This window comes from Hymenobacter endophyticus, from assembly GCF_032464715.1.
Taxonomy (GTDB): domain Bacteria; phylum Bacteroidota; class Bacteroidia; order Cytophagales; family Hymenobacteraceae; genus Hymenobacter; species Hymenobacter endophyticus.
The window spans coordinates 307,565-319,998 of the sequence record NZ_JAWDJT010000001.1; the positions used below are offsets into that span (position 1 = coordinate 307,565).

The following is a 12,434-nucleotide window of genomic DNA, read 5'->3' on the forward strand; positions in this document are numbered from 1 at the left end:
CCATTTATGAAACGTGCCTTTCTGGCTTTGGCGGCCGGGCTACTCAGCTGCTCTCCCGCCCCCACCGATTCGGCTGAAACACCCGCTGCACCCCAGCCTACTGCCCAGGCCCCGGCCGAAACACCCGGCCGCGCCACGGACTATAAGTGGCTACGGGCCGGCCGCTACAACCCGCGCCAAACAGTAGCAGCCCGGTTTGCGGCTCCTCAGGGCTACCAGCGTGTAGTTGTACAACCGGGCTCGTTTGGACACTGGTTGCGCCACCTGCCGCTGCTGCCGGCGGGCACGCCCGTGCAGCTCTACAACCACCAGCCCAAGGATCGGCAGGACGTGCACGCGGCTGTGCTCGACATTGATGTGGGCGCCCGCGACCTACAGCAGTGTGCTGATGCTGTTATCCGGCTGCGGGCCGAGTACCTGTTCAGCCGACAACCCGACCAGGTGCATTTTCACCTCACCAGCGGCGACGATATCCGGTTCCGAGACTGGTACACTGGCATGGGCTTTCGGGTGGTAGGCGACGCCGTGCAGGCGGCTCCGCGCCCGGCCGAAGCACCCACGCATGCCGTCTTCCGCCGTTACCTCGACCAGATTTTTACCTACGCCGGCACGTTGTCGCTCAGTAAAGAGCTGCGGCCCGTACCCCTGGCCCAGGTGCAGCCCGGCGACGTGCTCATCCGGGGTGGCTCACCGGGGCATGCCGTGCTGGTGCTGGACGTGGCGGTGCACCCCGGTACCGGCCGCCGCGTAGCACTACTGGCCCAGAGCTATATGCCCGCTCAGCAGATGCACGTGCTCACCAACCTCTGGGACGGTACCGGCCTGGGAGCCTGGTTTCTGCTCGACCCGGAGGCCCGTAAGGTCAGTACGCCGGAATGGACATTTCGCCGGGAGGAGCTAGGTCGGTTTGAGTAGTTTAGAGGCTCCTTACGCAGTCAAAAAGTACGCTTATGAAGAAGAAACTAGTGGCCCTGACCGGGGCTGGAATTTCGGCGGAAAGTGGCCTGGCTACCTTCCGGGCGTCGGATGGGCTCTGGGAAAATCACCGCATAGAGGAAGTAGCCACGCCCGAAGGCTGGGCTAACAACCCCGAGTTGGTGCTCGAGTTCTATAATCAGCGCCGGGCTGCGGCCCGCGCAGCCCAACCCAACGCGGGTCACTTGGCGCTGGCTGAGCTGGAGCAGGATTTCGAGGTGGTGATTGTGACTCAGAACGTGGACGACCTGCACGAGCGGGCCGGCTCTTCGCGCGTTATCCACCTGCACGGGCAGCTGTTCGAGGCCCGCAGCTCCCACTTCGACCACTTAGTGTACCCCATGGAGTCGGACCGGATTGATCTGGGAGAGTTATGCGAGCAAGGCCATCAGCTGCGGCCCAACATTGTGTGGTTTGGGGAGGCCGTGCCGTTGTTGGAACTGGCCGCTCAGGAAGCCGCCACCGCCGATGTGTTTCTGGTGGTGGGTACTTCCCTGCAGGTGTATCCGGCCGCCGGCCTCGTAGACTACGTGCGGCGCGGCACCCCCATCTACATCATCGACCCCACCCGCCCGCCGGTCAGCAGCCGCCCGAATCTGCAATTTATCACTGAGCCAGCCTCCGTGGGTGTTTCGCAAGTAGCGGCGAAACTGCGGCAGCAAGGGTAACGCATATAGCCAACCTGTTTTCATTGCGGCCCCTGCTGCTACTTGGTGATATCACCGGCCTTCTGAGGTTTGGCGGCCTTATGCTGCTGGCTGTATTTCTGGGTTTCGTAGCAGCAATTATCGGGGCCGGCAAGCGGAAATTCATGGCCCGCGCGGGCACCCCTGCCGGGCAGGAACGGCGGCTTATCCTGCTTTAGCTGCTGGCACTGGTACTGGCACTTTTTCCGCCCTATGCCTCATTAGTACGCTGACAAAGAAGTTCACATCCACAAATTCACTCGCTCCTTGGCTTCTATTATTGGGCACTGCGCCCTGGGTGCTACGCTGGGTAAACTGCTGCTGCCGGAGCGGCGCCACTGGCCCTACTGGGTGCTGGCCGCCGCGTGTGCGTTTCTGCCCGATGCCGACGTTATCGGCTTTAAATTCCGGGTAGACTACGCCAGCTTGTGGGGCCATCGGGGGCTGAGTCATTCGCTGTTGGCCGCCGTGCTGGTTGCCACAATGCTCACCGCCTTCAGCCGCTGGCGTTGGCCGGCCGGCCCGCCGCTGGGCCGCTTATGGCTGCTGCTGTTTCTGGCCACGGCCTCGCACGGTGTGCTGGATGCTATGACCACCGGGGGCGAAGGCGTGGCATTTTTCAGCCCTTTTGATACGGAGCGGTACTTTCTGGGGCTGCGGCCCATTGCCGTGTCGCCGATTGGGGTGAAGAACTTTGTGGGTGCCTGGGCGGCCCGGGTGCTGCGTAGTGAGGTGCAGTGGGTGTTGCTGCCCTGCGCCATTCTGCTGCTGATTCAGCGCCTGCTCAGGAGCCAACGTACTGTAGAGCTTCGCTGAGCAGCAGGAAATTAAGATAACATTAAATCTGAACAGCAGATTTTGCGTAGAAGAGGCTTCCATACTCCCCTCCTATGCCCTTTCGTTACACGCATGCGCTGCTGACCGGCCTCGGGTTGGCAGTTACCGCTCCCGTTTTTGCGCAATCAGCGGCGCCGGCGCACACCGTTTTTCTGCTGGGCAATACGGCTAACGCTGAGTTTCCTGTCCGTCACCTGCAGGCCCTGCGCCACACCTTGGAGCAGCAAACCGGACCCTTTACGGTGGTGCATTTGGGCGATATTGTGGGTAACGAGGGCTTGGGCAGCAAGCAGGACTCGGCCCAGACCAGCCAAACCGCCCGCGCCGATGCCCTTATTGCCTTGGTAAAAGGTCTGCCCAACGGAAAAATTTACTTCCTGCCCGGTGACAAGGACTGGGCCAACTCCGGCCCCGATGGCCTGAAGCGGGTGCGCCGCCTGGAAAAGTACATCGAAAGCAAGCTACCTGGCCAGAATGCCTTTCTACCTACCGGCGGCTGTCCTGGCCCTGAGGTGGTGGACGTGGCCCCGCTGGTGCGCCTGGTGGCCATTAACTCACCCTGGTGGACGCACCCTTACGACCGGCCCGAGGCTCCCGATACTGACTGCAAAACTATGACGGTGGAGGAGTTTCGGGAGCAGCTGCAGGATGTGCTGGACGAAACCAAGGGCCGCAACGTGCTGCTGGTCGGCCATCAGCCGGTGCTCAGCAACGGAGTGTACGGCGGCCACATGCCCCTAAGCCGCCACCTGCTGCCCCCGGTGGCCGGCACCGTGTACGCCGCCTACCGCCAGAACGTGGGCTCTCCCCGCGACCTGGCCAACCCCGCCTATCAGCAGTTCCAGAAGGAAATGCTGAATACCCTGCGTGACCACCCCGGAGCGGTGTACGCCGCCGCCCACGACTACAGCCTGCAACTCACGGAGCAGCAGGGCAGCTACCACCTGGTTTCGGGCTCCTTTGCCCAGAAGCAGCACGTGGGGGCTAATGCGAAGTCGCAATTCAATGAGGCGCAAGAGGGCTTCTCCCGTCTCGACTATTATTCTGATGGCACCGTCAAAACCACGTTCTACACGTTTGATGGTGGCGACGCGGCCAAGGAGGCATACGCCGCTACCTTGTTCCGCTCGGCCTGCGGACCGGAGCAGGCGGGTGTACCGGTCAATTCCTTTATCCCCGAGTGTCCTTCGGCCCCGAAGGGAGTAGCCCAGGTAAAGCAGGATGCGCCCTTTATAGCCACGCAAACTCTGGCGGCGGGCAAGCAGTACGCCGGCTCGCGAGGCTCCCGCTTCTGGCTGGGCAAAGCATACCGTACTTCCTGGACGCAGCCGGTCCAGGCCCGGACGCTGAACCTGGCTACCGAGAAAGGCGGTTTGCGCCCCTTCGGCCCCGGCGGGGGCCGCCAGACAACTTCCCTCAAGCTCATTGCCGCCGACTCCTCGGAGTACGTGTTCCGCTCAGTAGACAAGGACGTGACCCGGATTCTGCCGCCGGAGCTGCGCCACTCGGTGGCGGCCAGCGTGCTGCGCGACATAACCCCCACGGCGCACCCGTATTCGGCTCTGGTAACCGGCTCTTTGCTGGATAAAACCGACATTCTGCACGCCAGGCCCCGGCTATTTGTGCTGCCCAACAACAACCTGCTGGGCCCCTACCGCCAGGAGTACGCCGGCCTGTTTGGCACCCTGGAGGACCGCCCCGTCGACCCCAAGCCCAACCTGCCTGGTTTCGGGGGAGCCGATGAAGTGCGCCGCTCCTTCAGCTTCTTCCGCCAGCTGTACAAAGACAACGACAACCGCATTGATGCCGTGGCCCTGGGCCGGGCGCGGGCGTTTGATATGCTGGTGGCCGACTTTGGTAAGCACGAGGACAACTGGAAATGGGCTGGCTACAAGCAGGGTAAAAAAACCGTGTACAAGCCCATTCCCCGGGACCGGGACCAGTCGTTTACGCTCTGGAACGGGGCCCTCACCTACCTGGCCAACCGGGAGTGGGCCGTGCCCAGCATTGAGGATTTCCAGGCGGAATTCGGGGATATGAAAAGCCTGAACTGGCCCGCCCGCCACTTAGATAGGTTCCTGCTGCAAAGCCTGAATCGGGAGCAATGGCAGGATATTGCCCGCTACCTGCAGGCGCGCATCACGCCCGCCGCCATCGACGAGGCCACCGGTACGCTGCCTCCCGAGCTGAAAGACCTATCAACCACCGAGCTAAACCGCAAGCTGAAGGCCCGTATTCAGGAGCTGCCCCAGGCCCTCGACGAGTACTACCAGCTGCTGGCTAAGCGGGTGGATGTGGTGGGCTCCAACAAGGCCGAGGTGTTCCGGGTAGAGCGCCAGGCCGATGGCCGGGTGCGGGTGCAGATGTTCGATAAGGCCAAGGACACGGACGAGCCTAACGGCCCGGCGCTGTTCGACCGCACGTTCTCGCCCAAGGAAACCGAGGAAGTGGCCCTCTACGGCCTCGATGGTAAGGACGTATTCACGGTAACCGGCTCGGCCAGCCGTAGCGTGCTAGTGCGCATCGTTGGGGGTGATGGGAAAGACCAGATTACCGACGACTCCCGCGTGAGCGGCCTGCGCACCCTCACCAAGGTGTACGATGTGCCCGATACCGACCTCAAGCTGGGCCCGGAAGCGGATAACCGCACCTCCACCCGCCCCGATGTGAACCAGTATGACCGGGAGCAGTTCGAATTCAACACTTACAAGCCTCGCGCCACCGTCATTGTGAATGCCAATGACGGCCTGGGAGTGGGCGCAGGCGTGGATTTCGTGCGCCAGGGGTTCCGCAAGCCCGGCTTCAAAAACCTATATTCCTTTGACGTACGCGGCTCCAGCGGCGGCAACTTTCAGGTTTCCTTGGCCTCGCGTTACCGCTATGCCTTTGGCCGCTGGGATGTAGGTACACGCGCTGAGTATGGCAATTTCTTTCCCTTTTACAACTTTTTCGGCCTGGGTAATAACACCCGGAAAGACCAGGACCTTTACGACGACAAATACTACAAAGCCCGCTATAAAGGGTTTATTATCAATGCCTTTGCGGAACGGGTATTCTGGCAGCGCAGCCTGTTCCGCATTGGGCCCAGCTACGAGCACTACACCTCCAGCTACGCCGCTGGCAGCTACCTGGGCCAGTTGGAACGGGGGCAGATTCCGGTGCCCGACGACCGAATTCCGAACACTGACTTCCAGCGCCTCATTGGTCTGAACGCCTTGCTGGACGTGGATTTGCGGGACCGGCAGAGCTTTGCCCGGCGTGGCGTGCGCCTGCGTGCTCAGCATGACACCTACCACCAGCTCAATGGCAACAAAGGCAACTTCGGCCTCACCCAGGGCTTTGCCGAGTATTACGGCACGGCCCGCCTGGGCATTCCGGTAACGCTGGTGGTGAAGGGCGGCGGGGCCCGCAACTACGGCAACGACGACGATATTCCCTTCTACAAATTCGCCAACCTAGGCCTGCGCGAGGGGTTGCGCGGCTACTACCGCACCCGCTTCACCGGCGACGCCAGCCTCTACCTGAATACGGAGCTGCGCCTGGCGCTGGGCCGCGTACAAACCTCTTTTCTGCCTTTCTCCTACGGTGTGTTTGGCTTCTATGACCGGGGCCGGGTGTACTTCAAAGGTTCTTCGCCGGGCGGCTGGCACGAGGGCTACGGGGCCGGATTTTACATTGCGCCCGTTTCCGATCAGTTGGCTCTATCGGTATCCTACCAGAAATCTGTGGAAAATGGCCTGATTCAGTTTGGCTTAGGTTTCCGCATTGATCAGTAGGGCTGTGTGCAACAATTGGGGCCGGTCCGGCGGCTTCCAGCCGTCGGACCGGTTGCCGCAAGCTGACGTGATTCCATTGTCATTCGGGTGTCAGCAGCCTTCAACCGGTCCGAAGGGTTACGCCCGTCGGACCGGGGTATTCCCGGAAACAGCGGACCATTTTGCGTTTTTCGCGCCTTGGCTTGTCTGAAAGGCTATATTTGCGCCACCTACTCTCGTCCTCACATTTCTCTGCATGGAATACCCGCTCCTGAAACTGGCTGCCATCGACATTGGATCCAACGCGGTGCGCTGCCAGATTTCGGCGGTATTGCACTACGGCGACCGGTACCGGCTCAAGCGGGTGGAGTACGTGCGCTACCCCTTGCGCCTGGGCGAGGACGTATTTGCCTCCGGCCGCATTTCGGAGAAGAAGCAGGCGAAGTTTATTAAGTTTCTGCACGCGCTGAAGCTACTGATGGAAGTGCACGATGTGGCCCCCAACCACTTTCTCATCTGCGCTACCTCGGCCATGCGCACCGCTGAAAACGGCCCGGAAGTGGCCGCCCGCATTCAGCAGGAACTGGGCATGACGGTGCAGGTGATTGATGGGCAGGATGAGGCGGCCTACATCAACCGGGTTATTGAAAATCTGCTTGAAGACAAGAAGCACTACCTGCACATTGATGTAGGTGGGGGCAGCACCGAGTTCAATATCTACCATAACCGCCGCAAGGTGGCCTCGCAGTCGTTTGAGGTGGGCAGTATCCGGCGCATGCAGCAGGAAGAGGCCGGCATGAGTACCGAGGCCATGCGCGAAACCTGGCAGCGTATGGAGGAATGGGTAAGCGAAAACGCCCGCCGTTACCACGTTTCGCGCGCCATTGGCACTGGGGGCAATATCAACAAGCTGTACAGCATGGCCCAAACGGCCCCCGATAAGGCCGCCGACAAAGCCGTAACCCGCCGGCGCATTGCCGCCATCCTCGACCAGCTTACGGGCATGACGATGGAGCAGCGCGTGAACGTGGCCCTGCTCAACCCCGACCGCGCCGACGTTATTGTGCCGGCCGGCCACATCTACCTTTCGGCCATGGAGTGGGCCAACGTGCACCAGATGCTGGTGCCGGACGTGGGCCTCAAGGATGGTATGCTACAGGCGCTGTTTGAGGATCATTTCGAAGACTTTCGGGCCTCCGATGACCACCAGCTTGGCCGTCCGAAACCTACTCAGCAGCCCCGCCCCACGGAGGTCGAGTAAGTAGTCAGAGTAAAAACTCCGCAGGTTATCCGGAGCACCACGAAGGGCTTTACCGCGTTGGAACAAGTCGTTAATACGACCGTCGTTCTGACGAGGTAAAGCCCTTCGTGGTGCTCCGGGTAACCTGTGGGCGTTTGCCTTATTTACGCTAGGTCTGCCTCAGTTTCTGGATTTTCTTCCACTACTTCCACGGCCACGCTTTCGGCCTCCGTTTCCGGGGCGTTGGGCTGGTCGTCGACGGGTACGGATGGGGCAGCTTCGGCAACATCGGCGGAGGCTTCGTTGCGGATGGCGGCGCAGGACAGCCATTCCTCATATAAGGCATTCTCCACCACCATACTGAAGTTCTTGTTGTAGAACTCCTTATGCACATTGAATACGGTCTCATCGGCGCTGGGCTGGCGGTGAATGTAGGCCCCGTCCTCGCGCATTACGTAGGTATTCTGGTTGTCCTTGAGGTTGAAATACAGCACGTTGATGGCCTCGCGCTTGAGCGGCGGGTTCACAATCAGGAACAGAGCCTCAATGCGCCTATCGAAGCTGCGCACCATCAGGTCGGCGGAGCCGGCGTACACTTTGGGGTTGCCCGCCTGGTGGAAGTAGAACAAGCGGGAGTGCTCCAGGTAGTCGCCCACAATGCTGCGCACCTCGATGTTCTCGCTCAGGCCTGGGCGGCCCGGGCGCAGGCAGCAAATACCCCGCACGATGAAGCGAATGGGCACCCCGGCCTTGCTGGCTTTGTAAAACTCGTCTATCATCTCCTTGTCTTCCAAGGAGTTCATCTTCATAACGATACCCGAGGGCAGGCCCTTCTTGGCGTTGCGCACCTCCTCCCGAATAAGAGAAATCAGCTGCTGGCGCATGTCTTTGGGGGCCGTAATCAGGTACTCGTAGTCGTCGGGTTGGGAATGGCCGGTAATTACGTTGAAGAATTCGGACACGTCGTGCCCGTACACGTCGTTGGTGGTGAGCAGGCTCACATCGGTGTAGATGCGGGAGGTCTGCTCGTTGTAGTTGCCCGAGCCGATGTGTACGTAGCGCGTCACCTTCTCCCCTTCCTTGCGGATAATCATCATCATCTTGGTGTGCGTTTTGTACTTGCTCACCCCGTAAATGACGAAACAGCCCGCTTTTTCCAGCTTGGCCCCTTCCCGAATGTTGCGCTCCTCATCAAAGCGCGCCTTCACCTCAAACAGCACCGATACGTGCTTGCCGTTTTCGGCGGCTTTCAGCAGCGCGGCCGATACCCGGGAGTCGTCGGCGAGGCGGTAGATGGTTTGCTTGATGCCGAGAACGTGCGGATCCTCAGCCGCCTGTTCCAGCAGCCGCACCACCGGGTCAATGTTGTTGTAGGGGTGGTGCAGCAGCACATCATGGTGCTTGAGGTACTCAAACAGGTTGTCCTCAGCTCCATCGGGCAGGCTCAGGGGCGTAATGGCCGCTGGTTGCTTGAAACCCTTACCCCGGAAATTCGGGTGCTTCAGGATTTGCAGCAGGCCCTTCATGTCAATTAGGGAGCTGATGACGAACACGTTGCCGTTGTCGATGTTCCACCGCTCCTTGAGCACGTTCATTAGCAACTGCGAGGCGTTGGGCTCTACTTCCAAACGGACTACGCGGCCCTTTTTGCGGGTTTTCAGACCCAGCTGAATTTCCTTGATGAAGTCCACATCAATATCGTCCGACTCCTCCAGCGTAAAGTCGCCATTACGAGTAATGCGGAACATATCGGCCGACACGATTTCGACGTTACGAAACAGCTTGGGCAGGTTTTCGCGCACGATTTCCTCAATGGGCACGAAAATGACCTTATCCTTGCGGGTAAGCTCAAAAAAGCGCGAGAGGTTCTGCGGAATCTGCACGAAGGTGAGGCGCTCCTGGCCCCGCTCGGCCTCAGCATCTAGCCCGCCCCCGGCCCGCGTGACTACCCCGAAGATGAGCATCTGGTTCATCATCAGCGGGAAGCCGTGGTAGCTGTCGTACACCATGGGCGTGAGCAGCGGGAAGATGGTGTTCTTGAAGTAGCCGTCGGCCTTTTTCAGCTCCAGCTCCGTGAGTTCCTCCATCTTCAGCACGTTGAAGCCGTTCTTCTCAAACAGCGGCTTCAGGTCGTTGAGGTAGGTCAGGGACTGGTCGTTGACGAAGCGGTGGGCAAAGTCCAGCAGCTTGCGCCGGAACGGCATTTCGCGCAGCCCCGAGTAGTCGATACGCTCCTTGCCGTAATCCAGATAATTGTACAGGGAGCCCACCCGAATCATGAAAAACTCATCGAGGTTGCTGCTGGTAATAGCCATAAAGCGCAGCCGGTCGAAGAGGGAGCGGCTGGCGTCGCGGGCCTGGTCCAGTACCCGGTAGTTAAAGCGCAGCCAGCTCAGGTCGCGGCTGATGTACTTGCTTTTGCGGATAAGGTCGGCAGATTTGAAGAGTTTCATGCGGTAACAAGGAAAGGCCGGACAAAATACGAGCAAACGCCCGCAGTAGTATAGCTAGGCCGGAATAATAGCGGTGGCTTCAATTTCTACCAGCAAGCGCGCATCAATCAAGCTACTCACTGCCAACATGGTAGAAGCTGGCCGAATGGTGCCGAATACTTCACCGTGCGCCTGCCCAACAGCGGGCCAGTCGGCAATGCTTGCCAGGTATATTCGCGTACGGACGACGTGCTCTAGGATAGCACCTGCGTCAACCAAGGCCTGCTCTATTTTCTCCAGCACCCGCTTGGCCTGGGTGTATGCATCGGCCCCGGTGATGGTGTTACCATCCTGCGCAGTGGTACCAGCTACCTCCACCACATTGCCCACCCACACGGCCCGGGAGTAGCCCACTGTTGCCTCCCAGGGAGCCCCGGAGGAAATATTTTGGCGCATAGCTTACAGATGAGGCGTCACAAAAAAGGCCCGCTTCGCAGCGGGCCTTTTCGAAAGCAGTTACACGTCTAGCTTGGCGTACTTGGCGTTTTTCTCGATGAAGTCGCGGCGGGGAGCTACTTCGTCGCCCATGAGCATGGAGAACAGGTGGTCGGCCTCGGCGGCCGAGTCAACGGTTACCTGTTTGAGGGAACGGGTGGTGGGCTGCATGGTAGTGCTCCAAAGCTGCTCGGCGTTCATCTCGCCCAGCCCTTTATAGCGCTGCACGTTCACCGTTTCGGGCTTGCCACGGCCTAGGTCTTCCTGGGCCTGAGAGCGTTCTTCCTCGGTCCAGCAGTAGCGCTCCTCCTTGCCCCGCTTCACCAGGTACAACGGCGGCAGCGCAATGTAGATGTAGCCCCGGTCTACCAACTCCCGCATGTAGCGGAAGAAGAAGGTTAGAATCAGCGTCCGGATGTGAGAGCCGTCAATGTCGGCGTCGGTCATGATGATGACCTTATGGTAGCGCAGCTTGGCCGTGTTCAGAGCTTTGGCGTCGGCTTCGATACCGTTTTCCGGGTCGGCGGGCATCCCGAAGGTGACCCCGAGGGCCGTAATCATGTTCCGGATTTCCTCATTTTCGAGGATGCGGTGCTCCTGAGCCTTCTCCACGTTCAGGATTTTACCCCGTAGCGGCAGAATGGCCTGGAAGGCGCGGTTACGGCCCTGTTTGGCAGTGCCACCGGCCGAGTCACCTTCCACGAGGTAAATCTCGCAGATTTCGGGGTCCGATTCAGAGCAGTCGGCCAGCTTGCCGGGCAGGGAATTGGAGCCCAGCACAGTTTTGCGCTGCACCATCTCCCGGGCCTTCTTGGCGGCAATGCGGGCTTTGGCGGCCAGAATCACCTTATCGATGATAACGCGGGCCTCCTTGGGATTTTCCTCCAGGTACTGGTTCAGGATTTCGCCCACCACGGTGTTTACCGCGCCGTTTACTTCGGAGTTGCCGAGCTTGCCTTTGGTCTGGCCTTCGAACTTGGGCTCGGCCACCTTCACCGAAATAACGGCGGTGAGACCCTCGCGGAAGTCGTCGCCCTGGATTTCCACCTTGGCCTTGGCTACCTCCCCCGATTTCTCGGCGTAGGCCTTCAGCACGCGGGTAATAGCCGCCCGGAAGCCGGAAACGTGGGTGCCACCTTCGTGGGTGTTGATGTTGTTGACGTAGGAGTAGATGTGCTCCTGGAACGAGTCGTTGTACTGAAAGGCTACTTCTACCGGAATACCGCGCTCCGTAGCCACGTACACCGGCTTGTGCATAAGCACCGTGCGACTGTTATCGAGGTACTGCACGTACTCGGCCACGCCACCTTCCGAGTAAAACTCGCTCTGCTGGGGCTCGCCCCCATCTTCCGGCGTGCGCAGGTCGGTGAGGATGATGCGAATCCCCCGGTTGAGGTAGGATAGCTCCCGCAGGCGGGTAGCAATCCGCTCATAGGAGTAGATGAGGGTTTCGTCGAAGATGGTGCCGTCGGGCTGGAACCATACCTGGGTGCCGCGCTCCGTGGTGTCGCCAATCTGGCGCACATCGTACTGGGGCACGCCAATAGTGTACTCCTGCTCGTAGATGTGGCCGTCACGCTTCACCGTCACGTGGGTGTGGGTGCTGAGGGCATTCACGCAGCTTACACCCACGCCGTGCAGGCCGCCGGAGGTTTTGTAGCTGTTCTTATCAAACTTACCGCCGGCGTGCAGCACGGTGAGGGCAATTTCCAGGGCCGACTTGCCGAACTTCTGGTTGATGCCCACGGGAATGCCGCGGCCATTGTCCTGCACCGAAATGGCGTTGCCGGGGTGGATGGTTACTTCAATCCGGTCACACTGGCCGGCCAGGGCTTCATCAATGGAGTTATCGACTACTTCCCACACCAAATGGTGCAGTCCTTTCGCGCCGGTATCTCCAATGTACATGGAGGGCCGCTTGCGTACCGCTTCGAGCCCTTCGAGCACCTGAATGCTATCCGCGGAGTAGTCCGAGGTTCCGATTATCTCTTGTGTTTCACTCATGAGAGGCAGT

Annotated in this window: 8 protein-coding genes; 5 read left to right on the top strand and 3 right to left on the bottom strand. The window is 60.0% G+C overall.

The features are described from left to right. The first annotated feature begins 6 nt into the window (after positions 1–6). The 5 genes from ROI90_RS01310 to ROI90_RS01330 all read left to right on the top strand — a co-directional run bounded on the left by ROI90_RS01310 (position 7) and on the right by ROI90_RS01330 (position 7,514). A complete protein-coding gene (locus tag ROI90_RS01310; RefSeq protein WP_315996536.1) occupies positions 7–915 on the top strand; it encodes a DUF4846 domain-containing protein in 909 nt (302 codons plus the stop codon). Positions 916–950: 35 nt separating this feature from the next. Next, positions 951–1,643 carry an SIR2 family NAD-dependent protein deacylase gene (locus ROI90_RS01315; protein WP_315996537.1) on the top strand — a complete coding sequence of 231 codons (693 nt, stop codon included), beginning with the start codon at positions 951–953 and terminating at the stop codon, positions 1,641–1,643. 285 nt (positions 1,644–1,928) lie between these two features. After that, positions 1,929–2,477, top strand: coding sequence for a metal-dependent hydrolase (locus ROI90_RS01320; protein ID WP_315996538.1), 549 nt, complete (start codon positions 1,929–1,931; stop codon positions 2,475–2,477). 74 nt (positions 2,478–2,551) lie between these two features. Continuing rightward, complete coding sequence (locus ROI90_RS01325) at positions 2,552–6,274, top strand: hypothetical protein (RefSeq protein ID WP_315996539.1); 3,723 nt, start codon at positions 2,552–2,554, stop codon at positions 6,272–6,274. A gap of 235 nt (positions 6,275–6,509) precedes the next feature. Further along, positions 6,510–7,514, top strand: a complete 1,005-nt coding sequence (locus ROI90_RS01330) for a Ppx/GppA phosphatase family protein (RefSeq protein ID WP_315996540.1) — start codon at positions 6,510–6,512, stop codon at positions 7,512–7,514. Positions 7,515–7,657: 143 nt separating this feature from the next. On the opposite strand, the gene ppk1 is transcribed toward ROI90_RS01330, so the two are convergent. The 3 genes from ppk1 to gyrB are packed head-to-tail and all read right to left on the bottom strand — an operon-like array spanning position 7,658 to position 12,424. Then, a complete protein-coding gene (ppk1, locus tag ROI90_RS01335) occupies positions 7,658–9,946 on the bottom strand; it encodes a polyphosphate kinase 1 (protein ID WP_315996541.1) in 2,289 nt (762 codons plus the stop codon). Between the two features lie 54 nt (positions 9,947–10,000). After that, positions 10,001–10,381, bottom strand: a complete 381-nt coding sequence (locus ROI90_RS01340) for a RidA family protein (protein WP_315996542.1) — start codon at positions 10,379–10,381, stop codon at positions 10,001–10,003. A 60-nt stretch (positions 10,382–10,441) separates the two neighbouring features. Further along, a complete protein-coding gene (gene gyrB, locus ROI90_RS01345) occupies positions 10,442–12,424 on the bottom strand; it encodes a DNA topoisomerase (ATP-hydrolyzing) subunit B (RefSeq protein WP_315996543.1) in 1,983 nt (660 codons plus the stop codon). Positions 12,425–12,434: the final 10 nt, after the last annotated feature.

Bases quoted from the DNA above. Each gene is read 5' to 3' on its own strand.
- gyrB (WP_315996543.1), bottom strand. From the start codon at position 12,424: ATGAGTGAAACACAAGAGATAATCGGAACCTCGGACTACTCCGCGGAT.
- ROI90_RS01325 (WP_315996539.1), top strand. From the start codon at position 2,552: ATGCCCTTTCGTTACACGCATGCGCTGCTGACCGGCCTCGGGTTGGCA.
- ROI90_RS01315 (WP_315996537.1), top strand. From the start codon at position 951: ATGAAGAAGAAACTAGTGGCCCTGACCGGGGCTGGAATTTCGGCGGAA.
- ROI90_RS01310 (WP_315996536.1), top strand. From the start codon at position 7: ATGAAACGTGCCTTTCTGGCTTTGGCGGCCGGGCTACTCAGCTGCTCT.
- ppk1 (WP_315996541.1), bottom strand. From the start codon at position 9,946: ATGAAACTCTTCAAATCTGCCGACCTTATCCGCAAAAGCAAGTACATC.
- ROI90_RS01340 (WP_315996542.1), bottom strand. From the start codon at position 10,381: ATGCGCCAAAATATTTCCTCCGGGGCTCCCTGGGAGGCAACAGTGGGC.
- ROI90_RS01330 (WP_315996540.1), top strand. From the start codon at position 6,510: ATGGAATACCCGCTCCTGAAACTGGCTGCCATCGACATTGGATCCAAC.